The sequence below is a fragment of the Thermogemmatispora onikobensis genome (assembly GCF_001748285.1).
Lineage (GTDB): Bacteria > Chloroflexota > Ktedonobacteria > Ktedonobacterales > Ktedonobacteraceae > Thermogemmatispora > Thermogemmatispora onikobensis.
Window position 1 is genome coordinate 171,618 of record NZ_BDGT01000001.1, and the last position, 20,264, is coordinate 191,881.

At 61.2% G+C, this 20,264-nt stretch carries 16 protein-coding genes; 7 read left to right on the top strand and 9 right to left on the bottom strand.

The genetic code is table 11. The features are described from left to right. The first annotated feature begins 223 nt into the window (after positions 1-223). The gene (locus BGC09_RS00665) at positions 224-1,117 is read left to right on the top strand and encodes an NAD(P)-dependent oxidoreductase (protein WP_218103910.1); all 894 of its coding nucleotides are present in this window, start codon (positions 224-226) and stop codon (positions 1,115-1,117) included. Positions 1,118-1,207: 90 nt separating this feature from the next. On the opposite strand, the gene BGC09_RS00670 is transcribed toward BGC09_RS00665, so the two are convergent. Further along, complete coding sequence (locus tag BGC09_RS00670) at positions 1,208-2,218, bottom strand: glycoside hydrolase family 3 protein (protein ID WP_218103911.1); 1,011 nt, start codon at positions 2,216-2,218, stop codon at positions 1,208-1,210. Positions 2,219-2,957: 739 nt separating this feature from the next. Between BGC09_RS00670 and BGC09_RS00675 the strand changes: the two genes are divergently transcribed. Further along, complete coding sequence (locus BGC09_RS00675) at positions 2,958-4,523, top strand: phytoene desaturase family protein (RefSeq protein ID WP_069801266.1); 1,566 nt, start codon at positions 2,958-2,960, stop codon at positions 4,521-4,523. 93 nt (positions 4,524-4,616) lie between these two features. On the opposite strand, the gene BGC09_RS00680 is transcribed toward BGC09_RS00675, so the two are convergent. Next, on the bottom strand, positions 4,617-5,624 hold the full coding sequence (locus BGC09_RS00680; RefSeq protein ID WP_069801267.1) for an RluA family pseudouridine synthase: 1,008 nt from the start codon (positions 5,622-5,624) through the stop codon (positions 4,617-4,619). A 233-nt stretch (positions 5,625-5,857) separates the two neighbouring features. On the opposite strand from BGC09_RS00680, the gene BGC09_RS00685 reads away from it, so the two are divergent. Both BGC09_RS00685 and BGC09_RS00690 read left to right on the top strand, forming a co-directional pair. Then, positions 5,858-6,874 carry a PAC2 family protein gene (locus tag BGC09_RS00685; RefSeq protein ID WP_176728808.1) on the top strand — a complete coding sequence of 339 codons (1,017 nt, stop codon included), beginning with the start codon at positions 5,858-5,860 and terminating at the stop codon, positions 6,872-6,874. After that, the gene (locus BGC09_RS00690; protein ID WP_069801269.1) at positions 6,875-8,335 is read left to right on the top strand and encodes an acetate--CoA ligase family protein; all 1,461 of its coding nucleotides are present in this window, start codon (positions 6,875-6,877) and stop codon (positions 8,333-8,335) included. A 129-nt stretch (positions 8,336-8,464) separates the two neighbouring features. Here BGC09_RS00690 and BGC09_RS00695 read toward each other — a convergent pair whose 3' ends face one another. Further along, entirely contained in the window at positions 8,465-9,457 is a 993-nt protein-coding gene (locus tag BGC09_RS00695; protein WP_069801270.1) for an NAD(P)H-dependent flavin oxidoreductase, read from the bottom strand. A gap of 419 nt (positions 9,458-9,876) precedes the next feature. Here BGC09_RS00695 and pdxR point away from each other — a divergent pair, with 419 nt between their 5' ends. Beyond that, complete coding sequence (gene pdxR, locus BGC09_RS00700; protein WP_069801271.1) at positions 9,877-11,514, top strand: MocR-like pyridoxine biosynthesis transcription factor PdxR; 1,638 nt, start codon at positions 9,877-9,879, stop codon at positions 11,512-11,514. A gap of 442 nt (positions 11,515-11,956) precedes the next feature. Then, a complete protein-coding gene (locus tag BGC09_RS00705) occupies positions 11,957-12,868 on the top strand; it encodes a class I SAM-dependent methyltransferase (protein WP_069801272.1) in 912 nt (303 codons plus the stop codon). Between the two features lie 14 nt (positions 12,869-12,882). On the opposite strand, the gene BGC09_RS00710 is transcribed toward BGC09_RS00705, so the two are convergent. Further along, positions 12,883-13,203, bottom strand: a complete 321-nt coding sequence (locus BGC09_RS00710; RefSeq protein ID WP_069801273.1) for a hypothetical protein — start codon at positions 13,201-13,203, stop codon at positions 12,883-12,885. Positions 13,204-13,560: 357 nt separating this feature from the next. On the opposite strand from BGC09_RS00710, the gene msrA reads away from it, so the two are divergent. Next, positions 13,561-14,124, top strand: a complete 564-nt coding sequence (gene msrA / locus BGC09_RS00715; protein WP_069801274.1) for a peptide-methionine (S)-S-oxide reductase MsrA — start codon at positions 13,561-13,563, stop codon at positions 14,122-14,124. A 226-nt stretch (positions 14,125-14,350) separates the two neighbouring features. Here the strand turns inward: msrA and BGC09_RS00720 are convergent, their stop codons facing one another. The 5 genes from BGC09_RS00720 to BGC09_RS00740 form a co-directional block, all read right to left on the bottom strand. Beyond that, positions 14,351-15,331 carry a S1C family serine protease gene (locus BGC09_RS00720; protein WP_069801275.1) on the bottom strand — a complete coding sequence of 327 codons (981 nt, stop codon included), beginning with the start codon at positions 15,329-15,331 and terminating at the stop codon, positions 14,351-14,353. Positions 15,332-15,521: 190 nt separating this feature from the next. Then, positions 15,522-16,511, bottom strand: coding sequence for an LLM class flavin-dependent oxidoreductase (locus BGC09_RS00725; RefSeq protein ID WP_069801276.1), 990 nt, complete (start codon positions 16,509-16,511; stop codon positions 15,522-15,524). Positions 16,512-16,704: 193 nt separating this feature from the next. Next, positions 16,705-17,481, bottom strand: coding sequence for an ATP-binding cassette domain-containing protein (locus BGC09_RS00730; protein ID WP_218103913.1), 777 nt, complete (start codon positions 17,479-17,481; stop codon positions 16,705-16,707). An 11-nt stretch (positions 17,482-17,492) separates the two neighbouring features. Further along, the gene (locus BGC09_RS00735) at positions 17,493-18,470 is read right to left on the bottom strand and encodes an ABC transporter permease (protein WP_069801339.1); all 978 of its coding nucleotides are present in this window, start codon (positions 18,468-18,470) and stop codon (positions 17,493-17,495) included. 470 nt (positions 18,471-18,940) lie between these two features. Next, positions 18,941-20,038 carry a sugar ABC transporter substrate-binding protein gene (locus BGC09_RS00740; RefSeq protein WP_218103915.1) on the bottom strand — a complete coding sequence of 366 codons (1,098 nt, stop codon included), beginning with the start codon at positions 20,036-20,038 and terminating at the stop codon, positions 18,941-18,943. Positions 20,039-20,264: the final 226 nt, after the last annotated feature.

A 20,264-nucleotide genomic window follows, 5' to 3' on the forward strand; every position in this document is an offset into this window, starting at 1 on the left:
GTATGGCGTGTGGGGCTTTGTTGCAAGAGTGCTGGGTAGCTGAGGCCGGTCGCCCCTGGGTGATGGTTGTCTTGTGCCCGCTTTTGGGTTTGGCTGTGGGGCTTCTCTCCTTCTGGTAATGGTAAGATGCTCTCTGGTAGCGGGTTGCTCTGCAGCCTTGCCGTTCTGGTCTGGTTCCGAGCGCTGGTTTACGAAAAGTACTGGAAAGGAAGGTTTGCACACGGTGACTGAGCGTCTGAGCGTGCCTGGCTTCGCTGGCCTGGGGCGTATGGGCCTTCCTATGGCTCGTAATCTGCTCCGTGCTGGCTATCGTCTGCGCGTCTATAACCGCACACCTGCCCGGGCTGAGGCGTTGGTGGCTGAGGGAGCGCAGCGCGTTGAGCGTCCTCGTGATCTGGCTGAGCCAGGGGGGATTGTCTTTTCGATGCTGGCAGATGATGTGGCGCTGGAGGCGGTGACGTTAGGGGACGATGGTCTGCTGGCTGGTCTGGCTCCTGGTGGGGTGCATGTCTCGTTCAGTACTGTCTCGCCTGCTATTGCGCGCCGTATGCAGCTCCTGCATGCAGAGCGGGGCTGTGCCTATGTGGCAGCTCCTGTAGTGGGGCGGCCTGATGCCGCGGCTGCTGGCAAGCTTTGGATCTGCCTGGCTGGTGAGCCGGCGGCCAGGCAGCGGGTCTTGCCTTTCTTGCAGGTGCTGGGTCAGGCTGTCTTTCCATTTGGCGATGAGCCGGCCCTGGCAAATGTAGTAAAGCTGGCCGCCAATTTCTTAGTCGGCTCGGCTTTGGAGGCTCTGGCTGAGGCTCTGGCCCTGGCTGAGAAGCATGGGGTTGAGCGGTCGGCCTTGATGGAGATGCTGGCTCAGACGATTTTCGCCTGCTCGGTCTATCAGAACTATGGACGCATGATCGCTGAGCGTCGTTTTGCCCCCGGTTTCTCTCAGCGTCTGGCTCTTAAGGATCTTGGCCTGGTTCTGGATGCTGCTGATGAGGCTCAGGTGCCCATGCCGCTGGCTGGCCTCGTCCATGATCGCTTGCTCAGTGGGGTTGCTCGTGGGCGAGGCGAGGAGGACTGGACAACCCTGGCCCGGGCTGTTGATGAGGCTGCCGGCCTGGCATAAGGCGGGGAGGTTGGTTGGGGGGAGAAGGGAGAGAGGGAGGGGGAGGGCAAGGCGAGTGCCTTCCTGGCTCTCTCTCCTCTCTCGTCTCCTCTAGTGGATGATCCCGTAGCGTAGCTTGAGCAGGAGAATGCGCTCGACTGATTGGTTGATGCGCGTTTCTGTGAGGTGGCCTTGCTGCAGTGCGGCCTTGAGGGCACTGATGACGTCTGCCACCTGGCTTGGTGTGTAGGGACCTTCGATGAGGTCGTTGCCGGCTTCGATAGCCATGACGGATGCTTCGCTCAGTGACCACTGTTCGCTGATGCCTCGCATGTAGAGGCCGTCGGTGATGACTACCCCGTCATAGCCGAGTTGTTGTCGGAGTACACCGTCGATAGCCTTTGGCGAGAGCTCCGCCGGCAGTTGCGGGTCGATGGCTGGCATCAGGACGTCGGTGGCCATGATCATGGCTGGTTGGTCTTTGGGAATCATCAGACGGTAGGGGGCCAGGTCGATCTGCTTGAGAGTGGTCAGGTTGCGGTTGACCACTGGGAGGCCACTATGGGGGTCGGAGGTGATGGCTCCCAGTCCAGGGAAGTGCTTGAGGCAGCCGGCAACCTGGTGCTCTTGCAGCCCCCGCAGGTAGGCTCCAGCATAGGTGGCCACTGTCTGCGGATCACTCCCGAACATGCGTGTCTCTAACACTGGCGGGTCGACGGTGTGGACGTCGACGACTGGCGCCAGGTCGCTGTTGATGCCCAGTTGTTTCATCCATTCGGCAGCCTGGCTGCCTTGCTGGTAGGCATAGGAGGGCTGTCCTGTGGCGGCCATCTCTTCCGCTGAGGGCAGCGGACCATGAAACTTGTAGAGCCTGTTGACAAGTCCCCCTTCCTGGTCGGTGGCGATCAGGAGGGGAATCCTGGCATCCTGCATGGCCTGCTTCGAGAAGGCGGCCACCGCCTCAATGCTGTCATAGGGCGCGTCGAAGTTGTGGTTGCTTTCCTGATACATGAAGCCGCCAACGTATTGATCGCGGATCATTTCCTGCAGGCCGCTGGTCTGGTAATCATGGCCCAGGTATTCCACAATAATGAGCTGACCAAGCTTCTGGTCAAGGGTCATGCTGGCCAGGATCTGCTGAGCCCTGGCAACCAGCTGCCGATCACTCTCCTGGCTCCGCCCCTGCCAGTCGGGCTGGGCTGTTGCAGGACGTGAGATGGCAGTTGCTGAGGCCGGAGGCTGGTGGCTCGCCCCTTCGCTGCTTGGGCCACATGCTCCCAGAAGAAGCAATAATGTACATATAGTGATATAGAAGATGCTTCGTTTTTCCTTAGTGCCCAAAATCTTTTTCTTCATTATTGTACCTGTTAGCCTTTGGCATGGCGGGTGGTGAGCACTGTCGATACGCTCTCTGCTGTTTAGCATAACTCTCCCCTGAAGGGTTCGGACGGTGCAGGCAGCGACAGGTAACAGGCTGAGAGAAAGGGGCTGTTGCTTGTGCCTGGTATGGTGCTGGTTGTGCTTGGGTGGGCTTCTGTTTGCCTCTTGCTTTCTTCCTTTTTTGGCTCGTTTGGCTTCCAGTGGCTTCCAGTGGCTTCCAGGGTGATAGCAGGAAGTTGTAGCTAATGGCTATACGAATTTTGAGTCTGACCAGCACCTTCTTCTCCTCACTGGCAGACAGGAACTCTGCTCTTCCATGGCTATAAGCAAATTTTTGCCTTGGGGGAGCGAGGCGACTTGACGAAGCGCGGGCCTGGCGGCTATCATCCCAAGCAAAGAGAGCATCTCAAAGGGCGGGCCGTGCTGCAGACGCCTCGCTCGCATCGTGTCGCCAGCAGAGCAGAGCAGAAAGGGAATCCCCATGAGCGAGCACTATCACTACGATGTCATCATCATCGGAGCCGGCCATAACGGCCTCGTTGCAGCCGGCTACCTGGCGCGCGCTGGCAAGCGTGTGCTTGTCCTTGAACAGCGCGACCGTGTAGGGGGTGCCTGCACACTCGAAGAACCCTTCCCAGGTTTCAGCGTCTCCCCCTGCGCCTACGTTGTCAGCCTACTGCGACCGGAAATCATCCGCGATCTTGAGTTAGCGCGCTACGGCTTTGAAGCCTACGTCAAAGATCCCCAGATGTTTGTTCCCTTCCTGGACGGCAGCTACCTCTTCATTCGCGCCAGCAGTGAGCAAACTGCCGAAGGAATACGGCGCTTCTCGCTGCGCGATGCCGCCGCTTACCCCCGCTTTCTGCGCTTCTTTGAACGCGCCTCAGACCTTCTCACGCCACTCCTTCTAGAGGAGCCGCCCACCCTGGCAGAGCTGGCGGCCCGTTTTCGCGGCGAAGATGAAGAAATCTTCAGTCGGCTCATGTTCGGCAACCTCTATGATCTGCTCGCCGAGTACTTCGAATCCGACCAGGTGCGAGCCGCTTTTGCTGGTCAAGGCGTCATTGGCAGCTTCATCGGACCCAAAACGCCGGGGTCCGTCTACGTAATGTGGCATCACATGTTTGGCGAGGTGAATGGTCAGCGCGGCCTCTGGGGCTACGTTCGCGGCGGCATGGGACGCATCAGCTTCGCCCTGGCGGCCTCAGCCACTGCCCACGGCGCCCAAATCCGCACCGGCGCCCCCGTGGCCAGCGTCCTGATTCACAACGGGCGAGCCGAGGGTGTACGTCTGGAGAGCGGTGAAGAGCTGCGCGCTCGCGCAGTCCTCTCTAACGCTGACCCCAAACGGACCTTCTTGCAACTGTGCGCCGACGTCGGCCTTGATTCCGGCTTCCTGGCGCGCATCAAGCGCTTCAGAACAGAAAGCCCCGTCATCAAGATCAACCTTGCCCTCAAAGAGCTACCGAGCTTTACCTGCCTGCCAGGCAGCGAACCGGGGCTGCAGCACGCGGGCTCATGCGAGATTTCGCCGACCCCCGACTGGGTGCAGCAAGCTTACGAGGACGCACTGCGTGGCGAGCTGTCGCGCCGTCCCTACATCGAGGCCTACATGCAGTCAGCTACCGACCCATCGCTCACGCCACCGGGCAAGCACCTGATCTCGCTGTTCTGCCAATACGCCCCCTACCACCTGAAAGGTCATTCCTGGAGCGAGGAAGTCAAAGCAGCAATGGCCGAGCGCGTCATTGCTACCATGTGTGAATTCGCCCCCAACTTCGCCGATGCCATCATCGACCGCCAGGTGCTCAGTCCTGTGGACATCGAGCAGCGCTATGGTATGACCGAAGGGCACATCTTCCACGGTGAGATCACCCCCGACCAGCTCTTTGGTCAGCGTCCAACACCCGAGTGCGCCCGCTATCGCACCCCAATCGCCGGCCTCTACCTCTGCGGATCAGGCACCCATCCCGGTGGGGGTGTCATGGGAGCACCTGGCCATAACGCGGCCCAGGCGCTGCTACGCGACTGGGGAGAAGCTTCCTGAATCTCCTGACAGCCGCAGCCAGAAGCAGGGGCTAGGCTGGCCGTCGCTATAATCGATTAAGGCTATAAGAAATACAGATCAAGAAGAAGGCAGTCAGGCAGGCCATTGCTGGTCAGCAAGCAGGGACAGGGCCGCAGAAAAGTGCGCCTCCAGCCAGAGGTGCAGATCCTCACTCAACGGTGCCGCCAGGGTCACCGGCGCCTCATCGGGATAGCGACGTACCGTCAAACTGGAAGCATGGAGAAACTGGCGCGGCAAAGCCGCCTGGGGTGTTCCCGGCAGCGGAGGAGGAGCATAGGTCTGGTCACCGACCAGCGCATAACCCAGAGATGCCAGGTGGACCCGAATCTGATGAATCCGCCCTGTAATTGGGCGCGCTTCCAGCAAGAGAAACGCCCCCTGTTGGGCCAGCACACGAATCACTGTCTGGGCAGACAAGCCGTCTGGCCCCACCACACAGCGTCGGCGATCCTGGGGGTCACGCTGAATCGGCCCATCGAGCAACCAAAGGCTCCCGACAGGTAATGGCAGCGGCTCCTCTCCAGCAACCGCAAGCACAGCCGAGTTGGGCAACTCCCCTGTCTCAACCGGGTGAGCCATTTCTCGTCCTGGTCCCTGTTCCAGTGCAGCCAGCGAGAGGTGACGCGCCCGCAGTGGCTGCAGCGGTCGTGTCCAGGCTGGCGCCCCGGGGAAGGCCACCGCCAGATAGCGCTTCAGCACCCGATGCTCATTGAACTGCCGTCCCAGATAGCGTCGGGCGTTCTCCGTCCGTGCCAACAAGACCACCCCTGACGTATCCTTATCCAAACGATGCAAGAGCACTGGCCTGGGCAACGGCCCCTCCTGCTTTCGCAAGCGCGCTGTCCGCCGCTCGCGCAGCATCAAGCGTACGGCCTCGGGCGCCCGTTCCCAGCCCGGTTCATCGGGTAATTCTGGCGGCTGCCACTCCTCCGGTCCCTGCCGGTCCAGATAGGCCAGGATCATATTCCAGAGCGTATCGTCAGCATGCTTATAGGTGGGATGAATCACCACGCCCGCCGGCTTATTGACCGCCAGCATATGATGATCCTGATAGAGAATCAGACCAGGGTTCAGCTCCATCACAGAAACCGCCTCCTGCCACCGGCTTCAGAGCGCACCTGCTCTCTTGCCCGCATCCTCGGCACGGCGAGCGTCTGCAGGCAGGCCCACATTGTCAGGGTATTATAGCCCGTGCCCCAGGGAGGATCAAGAGCCAGTCGCGGGTGGATCGTCGAGGAAGAGGGGAGACTGCCCACAATTTCCCCGACATGATAGAATGTGTAGGATACGGTCCAGGGAAGGCAGAGAGAGGTATGAGCATGTCTCTGATCCAGTACTATCGTGAACACCTGCAACTACGCAACCCGGTGCTAATTGCCGCCTTAGCCGGCTGGAACGACGCCGCCGACTCGGCCACTACTGCCATCAAATTCCTGATAGATCGCTGGAAGCCAGTGAAGATCGCAGAAATTGACAGCGAAGACTTCTACGTCTTCACTGAGACGCGGCCTATCGTGCGTATTGTCGACGGCATGCAGCGTTCCCTGATCTGGCCCGTCAACCAGTTCTCTGCCCACGGCCTTCCCGAGCAAGAGCGCGACATCATCCTCTACCTGGGGGTAGAGCCGCAGCTCAAGTGGCGCACCTTCAGCGAGTGCTTTCTCGAGGTCTGCCGCCACTTCCACGTCTCGGAGGTCATTCTGCTGGGAGCCATGTTGGCGGACATCCCTCATTCGCTGGCAGTGCCCATTACAGGCAGCTCGTCGACGCCCGAGCTCCAGGAACGACTACGCGAGTTGGACATTCACAGCTCTGGCTACGAGGGTCCCACCGGCATGATCGGCGTGTTGCAGGACGCCTGCCGCCGTGCGAGCATCCCAGCAGCCAGTCTCTGGGCGGCAGCGCCCCACTACCTGGCCGCCACCCCGAACATCAAGGTGACTGCGGCCCTCTTAACCTATGTCAACAGCCTCCTCTCCCTCGACCTCGACCTCAACGAGATCCAGGCGGACGCCGTCCGCTTCGAAGAGCAGATCACCGCACTGGTAGCCCGTGATCCCGAAGCCAGTGCCTACGTCCGCCGTCTGGAAGAACAGATCCATGCCCTGGCAGACGAGGAGGATGAGGACGACGAGGATGATCCAGAGGACGAGGAGGAGCCACCCGTGGTAGAGACAAGCCGCGGCCTGGCCACCGACCTCGACCACCCCGCCGGCACCGGTCCCCTGCCGAGCGCGGATGTGCTCATTCGCAGCGTCGAGGAGCTGCTGCGGCGTGAGCGCGAACAGGGGCCACCCACCGATACCGACGATTCCAAGGACGAGGGTTGAATGAGCAACCGGCTGTATACGCTTGAGGAAGTGCTGCACCCGCGCTCTGTCGCCATCATTGGCGCATCGCGCGCCCCCCAGAAGTGGGGGCATGTTGCCGCTCGCCAGCTATTGGCGAGCTTTCCGGGCGAGGTCTACCTGGTCACGCCCAGCGCCCCCGAGATCCTTGGCCAGCGCACCTACCCGAGCCTGCGTGCTGTGCCCGGGCCTGTCGATCTGGCCATCATTACAACCGCCTTCCAGCACGTGCCCGCCGCCGTCGACGATTGCATCGCTCACGGGGTCAAAGGCATCGTGATCGTCACCGCCGGCTTCAGCGAGACCGGCCCCGAGGGCCGCGCCCGCGAGATGGAGCTGGTCTCTCGCTGCCACGAGCACGGCATCCGTATCCTGGGCAGCAACTGCATGGGGGTCTACGTACGGCGCGCCCGGCTCAATGCCCTGGGCATGGCCTTCCCCCTGCCAGAGGGGCCGATCGGCCTGGTCTCCCAAAGCGGCAACCTTGGGATGTATCTCTACGCGCAGGCCCAGCTTGAGGGCCTGGGCTTCACAACCTTCCTCAGCATGGGGAATGGCGCCGATGTGCGCTTCCCCGAGTACCTGCAGTACCTGGCCAATGACCCCGACACCAGGGTGATCGCTGGCTATGTCGAAGCCATCGACGAAGAGACACTCCAACAGGTGACCCGGCAGCTCTATCACCAGGGATGCTATAAACCGGTGGTCATCTTGCTGAGCGGGGCCACCGAGGTCGGGGTGCGCGCCGCTCTGGCTCACACCGGTAGCCTGGCGACGGTGCGTCCCGACCACGATACCGCCTTACTCGGCAGCGGCGTGGTGCGCGTCATCCGCTCGGATGAGCTGTATCCGGTGGCACGGGCCCTGGCGCTCCAGCCGCCGACCCCAGGCGGGAGACGACGCATCGCTATTGTAGGCGATGGAGGCGGGAGCGTGGTAGCCTCCGGCGACGCCGCTTTGCGCTGCGGCCTGGAGGTGCCCGTCCTCAAGGAGGAGACACAGCAGCAATTGCGTGCTCTGATGCCCGCCCGCGCAACAGCTACCAATCCGATCGATGTCGCCGGCGCCGCAGACGAGGACCCGCTGGCTTTCGCTCGCCTGAGCGAGGTCTGTCTGGCCGACCCCGATGTTGATGGCGTCATCATTACGGGGCTCTTCGGCGGCTATCGCTGGCTGCTCTCTGAAGCCTTCGGGGCGCGAGAGGAGGAGGCCGCCCACGAGCTGGGCCGCCTCGTGCGCCAGTACGCTAAGCCGGTCCTGGTGCAAACCATCTACGCTCGCTACGATCAGGATATTCCCGCGCTCCAGCTCCTACGCGAGGAAGGCATTCCTTACTACGAGTCGATTGAGATCACCTGTCGCGCTATGGCCGCTCTCGCCGAGATCGGCGAGTTCCTGACGCGCATGGCCACCAGTCCCGCCAACCAGGAGCCGGGAAGGTGACGAGGCTCAGGGAGGTCGAGCCTGGCCGATCAGACGACCGCTCCGTCCAGCAGGACCTGTCACTCGCCGACGGCGCGAGGATGGCCCCGCTCGACCTTCACTCGCCCGCCTCTCAGCCAGGCGCCTGGCTCAGCGCGGTCCGGCAAAAACGCCCGGCAGGCGCTGGCTGATCTCCCAGGCTTCTTGAACAATGCGCTCTATCAGCTCCTGGGCCGTGGGAATATCATGGATGAGGCCCACCACCTGCCCGGCCCAAACAAAGCCTTCGTCGAGAACACCCTCCAGAGCCGCTCGCTTGTTAACAGCGCCGCTGATGAGCGGCAACAGCCGGCGCAGGCGCTCCTCAGCAGTAGCCCCTGCACGCTCCAGCTCTTCTTCAACCTGGCGAATACGCTCGGCGACTGGCCCTTTGAGAACGCGCGCCGGTCGCCCAATGCTGCGCTCGATAATCATGGTATCGGTCTCTTGAGCTTCGAGCAGCGCCTGCTGATAATGCGGGTGGGCATTGCTCTCACGCACGGCTACAAAGCGCGTGCCCAGCTCAATACCCTCGGCTCCCAGGGCCAAGGCCGCCGCAAGCCCTCGCCCGTCGGCGATGCCGCCACTGGCCAGGACGGGGATCTTGACGGCCTCGACTACGCGCGGCGTCAGTACCAGCGTCCCAATATCATCACGCCCGAGATGCCCCCCGCCTTCGAAACCGACGGCAATGACAGCATCAGCCCCCAGGGCCTCCGCTTTGCGCGCAGCCCGCACCCCTGCGACAAGCACCATCGTGCGTACCTTTACGCCACTCGCTTGAATGCGCTTGAGTAGCGGCTCGGGATTGCCACCGGTGATGCTGATGACCGCTGGCTCCTCGCTGAGCGCAGCATCGAGAAACGGCTCTAGGGAAATATGCCCGATGGGGAAGTTGACGCCGAAAGGTTTGTCAGTTAGCCGCTTGGCCTTCTGGATTTCGGCTCGCAGTTCTTCAGGCGTGGCAAAACAGGCACAGCCGATCTGTCCAAGGCCGCCAGCATTGGAGACCGCCGCCGCCAGCTCGGCAAAGGAGAGATGGGACAGCCCTCCCTGGACAATAGGATAGCGGATGTCGACGAGTTCCGTGAAGCGCGTCTGCATGCGCTCAGGTAGCGATGTCAAGTGCGTTCCCGCCTTTCGCCGACCGGGTTCAGAATGGATGCGACAGGCACTTCTTCGCCTCCCGCCTTCGTTGGCCGGCAGAGGATATTATACCATCGACGCCGCTCGCTCTCTCCTTCTCCCGCGCCATGCTTCAATGGTCAATCGTCTCAATTGTATCACTGCAACATACAATCTTTTGAAGTGGTCTTCTGCTCATCATCTGACGATAGTCATCTGTGTACAATCTCTCTCTTGCGTAAAGGAGAGAGCGGCAAACTGCTGAATTGACAACGATTGTGGATTCGCATATACTAGGCTATACAATCTTTAAAGGCTCCAAATGGCGAAATGAACCCCATCTGTAACCTATAGTATTTCCCATGAGATAGCAGGTAGGACGAAGCCAGGCAGGGACTATGAGTATCACTTTTTCACTGGACAAGAGCACGCGCACTCTGCTCTATCAGCAGCTTGCCGAACAAATCAAAAGTGCCATTGTGAGGGGAGAGTTAACGGAGGGCATGCAGCTGCCACCGGTGCGCCGCCTGGCGGCGGAGCTGGGTGTGAGCACGACGACGGTCGCTCAAGCCTATGATCTTCTCGCCAGTGAGGGGGTAATCGGCGGTCACGTTGGGCGCGGTACCTATATTCTTTCCTCCTCGCTGACGGCCCTGGCACGGGTACGCGCCCCTTTCGGGGGGGATCTCCAGGCGAGCGTTTCGCTCTCGACCTGCCAACGCCAACGGCTGGATTGGGCCGCGGGCTGGCTCGGGGGATTAGCACCGCAGGCCAGCCGGGCTGGCCAACTGCAGTGGCTGACTCAGCGCGCCCTGGAGCGCTGGGGCGATCCTGCGACACTGCTCAATCTGAGCAGTGGCTACCCCGATGTTAGCCTCTTTCCGATCGAACGCTGGCAGCGCTCGATGGCGCGCGCCGGGCAGCTTCTGGCCGAGGAGGCCCGGCAGGCAGCCAGTCTACAGGTATTGCAATATGGTTCGACCCTGGGCGACGAGGCCCTGCGCAGCTACCTGAGTCGCTATTTCACCCGTTCTGGTTTCCAGGCAGAACCACAAGAGATTTTGCTCACAAGCGGCAACCAGCAAGGCCTGGACCTGGTTGCGCGCGTATTACTGGCGCCGGGCGATCCGGTCTTTATCGAAGAGCCGGCTTATCTGGCAGCTCTGGATATCTTCGAGCAGCAGCGTGCGGTCTGTCATCCGATCGCAGTTGATGAGGAGGGGCTGCGTCTCGATCTGCTGGAACAGGTGCTGGAGGGGCCAGCAGTCCGCCCTCGTTTGCTGTGCGTGGTGCCAACGGCCCATTCGCCCACGGGCGCTACTATGTCATGTGAGCGTCGCCAGCAGCTAGTCGAGCTGGCCAGCCGCTATAATCTCTTGGTTGTCGAAGATGACTATTGCAGCGAGCTATGCTATACCGAGTCAGGCAGTGAGCCACCACCGGCCCTGCGGAGTTTTGACCGCGAGGGGCGCGTGATCTATCTGAAGAGCTTCAACAAGTTGCTGTTTCCAACGCTGCGTCTCGGCTGTATCGTAGCAGCTCCGCCGATCCTGGCGCGCCTGGTCGAGGGCAAGCAGGCGTTTGCTCGCGGCGCTTCACTGCCTCTGGCCCGTGCTCTTCTGGAGCACCTGAGCGATCCCGCCTTCGAGGAAGAGCTGAGTCTTTCTCGCCAGGAGTATCGGCGCCGGCGCGATACATTGCTGCATCTCTTAGAGGAGGAGCTGGCCGGGCTTGAGTGCCGCTGGACGGTGCCGACAGCAGGCTTCAATCTGCTGCTGTCGCTGCCGTCACAGCTGCAAGAATATGAGGTGATTGAGAAGGCCGCCGATCGTGGCCTGCTGCTGGCTCCTGGTCAGCTTTTCCGCGTCGAGAACAGCCAGCAGCAGCCGCCGAGTGTGCGCCTGACCTTCGCCGATAAGTCCCCGGAGCAACTTCGCGAGGGAGTCAAGCGGCTATCGTCGACGCTGCGCGCTCTGCTCCATGGAAGCAGCCCTGGGCGGGGACAGGCCTCGCCCGATCTGTTCACCGCCGTCTGAGGTCTGCGAGCCTGAACAGTTGAGGCTTGCCAGTCTGTTCGCTGTGAGAGTGGGCTACCGCAGGGCGACCAGGTCCCCCTATTGTGCTGACCTGTCCTTCCGAGGGGAGGGCAACACCGCCAGGGTTAAGTACGGGCTGCTGCTGCCTCGACCCTTCCGGTGCTCCTCTCCCTACCCTGCCAGGACGACAGGCGGAGATGGCACGGCTCTTTTGGCGCTTGTCTTGCTGTGCGCTGAATCCCGCGCCGCTCCCGCGTCAATTGCTGAGCTTGTCCCTCGGTCAGCAGTAATGCTATCCTGATAGGACAGAGGAAGAACGGCGAGCAGGAGGAGCGCTTGCTTCTCAAGGACCTGACAAACGCTGCAGCCTTGCTTTCTTGCTCAGCCTGAAGCTGTAGCGCTCCCCTTGCTCTGCCAGACTTTGATGAGGAACCAGCAGATCATGAGCAGTTCAGCAGGGCAATCTGCCGAGCACCCGTCTGGCACGCCATTGTCTGGACGCCGGCATACCTATGTGATCGATCCTGAGAATCCAGGCGAGTTGGCTCGCCTGACAATGCAGGAGCGCATTATCACCGAGGGCATGGGGGGCCTCTTCCCCGAAGGGCTGACACTTCCCCCAACGGCCAAAGTGCTCGACCTGGCCTGCGGCCCAGGCGGCTGGGCTCTGGATCTGGCACGCGCTTATCCCGATGCCGAAGTGATCGGAGTCGATATCAGCCCGGCTGTCGTAGAGTACGCGACGGTCCAGGCTCAGACGCAGCATCTGGCAAACGTCAGTTTCCAGGTAATGGATGTTATGGAGCCGCTGGCCTTCCCCGAGGCGGCTTTTGATCTGGTGAATGGCCGCCTGCTGTCCGGCTTCATGCTGCCCGCAGCCTGGCTACATCTGGTGGCCGAAGGCTATCGCCTGCTGAAGCCAGGTGCTGTGCTACGCCTGACTGAGGGCGAGCTGTCGCTGACAACCAGCCCAACGCTGAGCGCTTTGCACGAGTTGGGAACGCGCGTTCTGAAGATGGCTGGACGCAGTTTTTCACCCGATGGGCGCCACGTTGGGATCACCCCCGTCCTTCCTCGCTTGCTACGCCAGGCCGGTTTCGAGCAGGTACGCCTCCACGCAAGCGCCATCGAGTGGTCGATCGATACCCCTGCCTACTACAGCCTCTTTAAAGACTGCCTGATGGGCCTGGAGCTGATCCAGCCGTTCTTGCTGGGTGCCGGCTTAATCGAACGCGAGGAGCTACAGCGTCAGATGCAGCAGGCCCTGGCTGAGATGCAACAAGACGATTTCTGCGCTCTCTGGACCCTGGTGACAGTCTGGGGTCAGAAGCCAACAGCTCCTGCTCCTGCCTGACCTTGTGCTGGAGTTTAGAGCTGGCCTCCAAGTGCCAGCAGGAGCAGGAGGATGCTCAGGAGAAAACCACTGAGCAGAAGGAAGGCGATGAGTCGGGCCTGACGGCTGGTTTCGTCGACGGCCATGTTGACGGCCAGCAGCAGGCTCTCATCGTTTGTGGTCGGCTGAATCGGCTCTGCTGGATAGCCCAGCCTCCCAGTGTTCGCGTCGGAGGACCAGCGTCTGAGCTGCGTGAGTCGTGGCCGGCCCAGGCCGCAGCGCAGGTAGAGATAGATGAGCACCACCAGGCCGCCGAGCAATAGCATGCAGACGATCAGAATGAGCAAAGGCAGCATAGTGTTTCGCTCCTTGTGTTTTTCACGGCGCCTCTACTTGTTCTTTTTGTCACCCCAGGAAGAGTGTCGGTCACTTCACTCTGCCTCTACTTGTAAGGACGCTGACCGTGGGCTTCCGTGAAAATGCAAGTGCCCCTGGCTTCACCTATACGTCCGGGCTGAGCAGATTCAACAGAGACAGCCTCCTCTTCTCCTCTCCAGCTGGACAGAGAGGCAGGCTGGCAGAACAGCCAGTTCGGTGGAGGATCACGAACACGCGGCACATTTCCACCACACACGGCTGAGATTGTGGCCGCCCCGCCGGCTGTGATACAGTACAGGGACGCAGGGAGAACGTGTTTTGAAACGAGGTGTTCTATGAGTGACCATGACCAGTTGGAATTGGCCACGCTCGCTGGCGGCTGCTTCTGGTGTACAGAGGCGGTCTTCAAGCGCGTCAAAGGGGTGGTGAGTGTGACGCCAGGCTACGCCGCCTCCCAGGTTCCAAACCCCAGCTACGAACAGGTCTGTTCAGGGAAGACTGGCGCCGCCGAGGCCGTCCAGATCCGTTACGATCCGCGTATCATTTCCTACGAGCAGCTGCTCGACATCTTCTGGCACACCCACGATCCCACAACGCTCAATCGTCAGGGGAACGACGTTGGGACACAGTATCGCTCGGCCATTTTCTACCACAACGATGAGCAGCGGCGCCTCGCCCTGGCTTCGAAGGAGGCCCTGGAACAGGCGCGGACCTACCGCAACCCCATTGTGACAGAGATTGTGCCTTTCAGCAACTTCTATCAGGCAGAAGATTACCATCGCGACTATTACGATCGCCACCCGAACCAGCCTTACTGCATGATCGTCATCTCGCCCAAGGTGCAGAAGCTGCTGAAGGAGTACAGGCCGGTAGTCAAGGAGGATCAGACGAGGGCTTGATGAGCAGGGCCAGGCCAGAAGAGATGATGAGCGCACCCGTCCGCGCCAGAGCCGAGTCCTGGAACGAACAGGAAGGACGCGAGTGACCCCAGGGGGCGTGCCGACAGCCGCTTGAGCATAAAGCCATAGCGCCTGGCCTGGGGTCACCTTCTTTCTCCCTCGCTGATCAATAACAACGGGGGCGGAAGAGTCTGCGCCAGCAGAGTCCGCGACGAGGCAGCCGCACTTAGAGGACGGCTGTCACACGGCGCAGCTTGCCATCGCGCAGGAAGTTCACGATAAGGCGATCACCGGGCACATGGCGCCGCACAATGCGCTGCAGGTCGCGCGGCTCAGTGACTGGCTCACCGTCAGCAGCTACAATGATGTCGAGGCGGCGCAGACCAGCTCGCTCAGCAGGACTGTCGCGGTGGACCTCCAGCAGCTCCATAGCGCTGAGCTGATTGAGTTGGACACTGCGGCGCAGGGCTGGATCAAGCTGGATGCGCATCCCTCCAACTCCCAAGGCGACGCTGCCCGCCCGCGCCGCGCCCTCCCGCGTGATGCGGGCAATAGCCCCCTGAAGTGTCTCCAGCGGAATCGAGAAACCCAGTCCCTGGGCCAGCGCCACCATCGCGGTCGTCATGCCCACGACCCGCCCGGAGCTGTCCACCAGCGGGCCGCCCGAGTTTCCTGGATTGATAGGGGTATCAGTCTGAATGAGATTGGTGAGGCGGCGCCCTCCACGCCCTTCCAGCGTCCGCCCGAGAGCGCTGACCACTCCCGCCGTCACAGTCCAGTTCAATCCGTAAGGATTGCCCACGGCAATCACCAGCTGGCCTACCCGCAGCTTCCCCCGTCCAAACTCGGCAACCGGCAGACGGTCGGCCCCGATGCGCAGGAGAGCCACATCGGCATCTGGATCGGTGCCGACCAGGCCGGCATCAAAGGAGCGTCCGTCGGCCAGCGTCACCCGAATGCGCCGCGCTCCCTCGACAACGTGGGCATTGGTAAGCACCTGCCCATCGGAGGCAAAGAGAAAGCCTGAACCCAGCCCGGTTGCATCGAAACCGGGTCCCCCATAGGCCGGGGAAAGGTATGGCCAGCGCAGCCCGCCGCGCTCAACGTCGATTCGCACGACCGCCGGCCCCACCCGCTCCGCTGCTGTTGTTACCGCTCGCGAATAGGCATCGAGGGCCTGTGCATCACGTTCTTCTGTTTCCATCATCGCTGTAAGCTTTCTGACGTGGAACCCCATTTTTCGCCGAGCGTGCGAGGCCGCGAAGCAATGAGATTGCTTCCTATTGTATCACATACCTGCTTCAACAAGTAGCGCAGAGGAGGCACCCAGGCACCTGGGAGAGCCTTACATCGACTGGCTTTTCTCTCCCAGGGCAGGGCGCCCGTCCGATCGCTGGCTAGAGATTACCCAGTAGCTCCATGAGTCGCTCCAGCTCGCGCTGATCATCGACCAGGGGCACCGGTGTCACGACCAGTTCATCAAGCCCCTGAGCCAGCAGCTCACGCAGGCGATCGGCCACCGTGGTCTCATCGCCCCACACAACCAGGTTCCTGATCAATTCCTCTGGCAAGAGGCCGTCGGACCCCAGGGGATAGCCGGCATCAGCAAACATGTTGCGATAGAAGGGCGCGCGCCCATAAAAGCCGAGATGACTGCGCGCTGCCTCCAGGACTGGCTGCCAATCCGTTCCCAACGCCACCGGAACGTGGGCCAGCAAGGGTGGCACCGGGCGCCCGCGTGAGGCGGCGCCTTCGACCAGCGCTGGCCTGGCCTTCTCCAACAGATAGGGATGGGGACACATCCACGAAATGGCCCCATCTGCCACCTCGCCCGCCAGACGGAAGGCCCGTCTGCGCAGCGCGGAGACGAGTATTGGGACACGCATGGGCCGGGGGAAGGAGGCACGTGCCGTGTAGAAGCGCCCCTGAACGTCCACAGTGCCATCCCATAGCGCCGCTCGTAGAATGGTCACATACTCGCGGAGCTGCTCCAACGGCTCCACCATCGAGAAGCCATAGATGCCCTCAATCGAGTGGCGATGGCTGGTTCCTACGCCGAGGCGCAGGCGGCCCGGCCCCAGCTCCTCCAGCGTGTAAGCCTGCTGGGCCATGACCAGGGGATGCCGCGGGTAGGTCGGCACAATCGCCGTTCCCAGGCGGATGCGCTCCGTCTGCATCAGAGCCGCGGCAAACAGCGTCAGAGTATCCGGTGAGGTGGGCAGCTGCGTCATCCAGAACTGGCACACCCCAGCCTGCTCGGCCTGACGAAGCCTCTCTAGAAGATGAGGCACTCCAGCGCGCCCAAAGAGCGCCAGCCCAACACGCTCACGCACCGGCTGGGGGGCACTTCCCTGCCCGTGAGCCGAAACGGTGCTCTGTTGCTGCATAAGTCTTCCTTCTTCCTTCACCTGGCACTGTCTGTGTGACAGCTACCAGCTGTTATACAAGAGGAGAGCAGCCTCAGCAGGCCCTCTCCTGCCGTGCAACATAGCCCCCAGCAAGCAGCCATGTCAAGCCAGGAGAGCGATCCCGGCGGACCGAAACCGCGCACGTAGATCAATCGTTCAAGCCAGAAGCAGACTAGCGACCAGCCAACGGCTGCTGACGCTGATTGGCCCCGGCCCGATACTCACGCATCACCAGCTCCGTCAGCTCCTCTACCGACGTCTGCCCCACCGGCTTATCCAGGGCAATGCGCCCATGCTGCAGGAGATTGACGCGATCACAGATCTCCAGCACCTGGGCATAATTGTGGGCGATCATAATGATCGAAACCTGACCCTCGCTCTTAAGCGTCCGAATCAGATTCATAATCAAACTGCCTTCCTTGGCCCCCATCGCCGCCAGCGGCTCATCCAACAGCAAGATGCGCGCCCGCGAGTAGACCGCGCGCGCAATGGCAATCGACTGGCGCTGGCCCCCTGAGAGCTGGGCCACCTCCGTATCGACCGAAGGGATATTGACCCCCATATGCCCCAGGCACTCGCGCGCCAGACGGCGCATCCGCTGATTATTGAGCAGCGGCAAAGGACTCAGCAGCGACTCACGTTTCAAGAACATGTTATGATAAACGCTCAACTCGTTAATGAGAGCCAGATCCTGATAGACAGTCTCTATACCTAGAGAACGCGCATGGGAGACCGAACGCAGGCGGACCTCCTTACCGTCGATAAAGATGCGGCCCTCATCGGGCTGCAGGAAGCCCGTCAGGATCTTGATCAGCGTTGACTTGCCGGCCCCATTGTCGCCGACCAGGCCCAGGACCTCGCCCTGACGCAGATAGAGACTGACACCATTGAGAGCTGTCACCGCCCCAAAGCGCTTGATCAGTCCCTCCGTGCGAATCACCTCTGCCATTGTGGACTCACTCATTCGCGCCCTGCCTCTCGCCATAGTCGCAGGCGAACGTTCAAAATCATCGCCACCAGGATGGCTGCCCCCAGGATAATATCAAACGTGAAGGCGCTGACTCCGAGCAGCGTAAAGCCATCGCGCAGGATCGAGAGCACGAGCGTGCCCAAGAAGGCTCCGACAATCGTGCCCAGGCCGCCGGTCAAGGCTGTTCCCCCGATGACCGCGCCGGCTACCGCCATGAACATAATGTCGGTGCCCCCCGCCAGCGGATCAATCGAGGTGATGCGGAACGCCTCCAGGGTGCCAGCGAAGCCACCGAGCACGCTACAGAGCATGAAATTGCCAATCTTGATGCGGGCCACATTCACCCCCACCTCGCTGGCCCCCAGCAGGTTGCCACCGGTTGCCACTGTGTGGAGGCCCCAGCGCGTCCAGGAAAGCACGACTTGCATGACGATGGCGATGGCGATGGCCCAGATGATCTCAGCGTAGGCAGCGTGCCCAAAAATCTCATTGACCCAACCCTCTGAGGGCGTCAAGACTGGGAAGCCCTGGGAGATGGTAAGGGTCAGACCATTGATCAGGAAGAGGGTGCCCAGGGTCGTGATGAAGGAGGGCACCTTCAGTACGACGGTAATCAGGCCGTTGAAAAGGCCCACGAGCGCGCAGACAAGCAGTCCCAGGATGAGCCCCACCAGGAGGGGCAGGCCCGCCTGGTTGGCAAAGTACATGATGAACGGCGCCAGAGCGTAGACTTGACCCACCGAGAGGTCGATCTCACCACAAATCAAGAGCATAACCTCGCCGGCGGAAATGATGGCGGTCGCAGCCACAAACTGGGAGAGCGTCCTGATGTTTTGCGTTGAAAGAAAGGCTTGATTGGAGAACTGGAAGTAAATGATCAGGGCGATGGCCACGACCACAATGCTGGCTTCACGCTGCCGCAGGAAAAGACGGGCCACTCGGAGCCAGGGATTGGGCCGCTCCGGCATCGGTTCGGGCTCCGTCTTCACCGGCGGAGCAGAAAGCACATGTTCGGCCATTGCGATGCTCCTTCTTGTTGCGTGCTATCTACCTTCTGATTGCCCTCCGCCCCCTCAAGCTCCCCCCGGCCTGCGCACACGCCGCTGCGCCACCTCGCCGGGCAGCTGGTGCTCCTCACATCTTCGCTAAGGAGCGGACAGTAATAGTATGTCCTAAAGGAGACGAATCTGTAAGTCTTTGCCGCTTTCTTGCCCCTCTTCTCTTGAGAGAAGCTATCACCCGTCAGACAGGCTCAGGGAGCCAGGCTAGAGGAGCAGCCAGCGCGCCAGACTTACAGATTCTTCGGCTGTCTACCCTCGTGCGAACGTGCTATCGGGCTGACTGCCCGCTGGCAGAACAGAGGGAGGCTAGTAGATGGTCAGCCCACGCTTGGTAGCGTCCCGGCTGGGCCTCTTCTGCTCGCACGCCTCTCTGCTCTTCACGAGCGTGGCACCAGCTGCTGCTTGGAGGAACTTCCCTCAAAGCGTGTCTGCGTGCGCAGATAAGGGCCAACGTTCTCCTTGGTAACAAAGAGCAGACCGGTGTCAGTGTCGGAAGGCGCCATCAGGCCACCCGAGAGCAGGTAGAGGAAGAGCTGAATCACCGGGTAGAAGCCCTGCAGGTAGGGCTGCTGATCAATCGTGAAATCGAGGTTGCCAGCCTGGATCTCCTGGAGGGTCTTGGTCAAGAGATCATAGCCACCACCGTGCACTCCCTTAGACGCCAGGCTGTATTTCTCCATCACCTGGGCAACGCCCTGGGTACTGCCCGCATCGACGGCAAACATGCCTTTGAGGTTGGAATGACCGAGATAGTAGGCTTCGATGCGCGACAGCTCCTCTTCCACCTGAGCCCCCGTCGCGACTTCAACAAAGTTGATCGGCGCCTTGGAGTCTAGAATGGCTTGCTTGGCCCCGTCGATCCGCGGCTGAATGTTGAGCGAGCCGGGGGTAGCAATGAAGCCCACGACGTCCCCGCTGCCGACGAGGGAGACAATACGCTGCCCCATGCGATAGCCCGACTGATAGAGGTCCTGACCGATGTAGGCCAGGCGCCGGTTCTTGCTTCCGGCTGGCGCATCGGCATTGTAGGCCACTACGGGAATACCCGCATCCAGAGCACGATTGACCGGATCGTCAAAGGCAGTGGGGTCAATGATGGAGACGGCAATGCCATCGGCCTTGGCAGCAATGGCTGCGTTGAAGGCATCTACCATTTCCTTGACAACGCTATTGGCCGAACCCGTCCATTGATAGGTGCAGCCGACGAGGGCGCAGGCATCCTGGATGCCATACTGGGTGGGGACGAAGAAGGGATTCGTGGTGACGTGATTGATGAAGACGAAGTTCCATTTCGGATGGTTGGGGAAGTTGCCCGCCACTCCCGTGGACGAGCTGCTGCTGGATGGCTGGCCACCACAGGCCGCCAGCGCCGAGGCAAGACTGGCCCCGGCTCCCCCGGCTAGCGCAGTCTGCAGCAGACGCCGTCGTCTGAGAGGAAGACGCTCGAAATACGCTGAGAAGCTTGATCCTTCCACGGCTGGACCTCCAGTTCCTTCTAGTCGCCTGACAGACAGAGCGATTGCCTGGGAAGGCTCACTCCGAGCGAGCGACGAAACTTGACAAGGAGAGCTTCCTCCTTGCACCTTGCTTGCTTTCCTCGCTTCAGTCGCTGTGCTTGCTGGTTGGCTTGCGCTCTCTTTCTCCCGGTTCCCTACGACCTCGTACGGGTGCTCGTCCTTCTCCATTCTCAACATCGATACT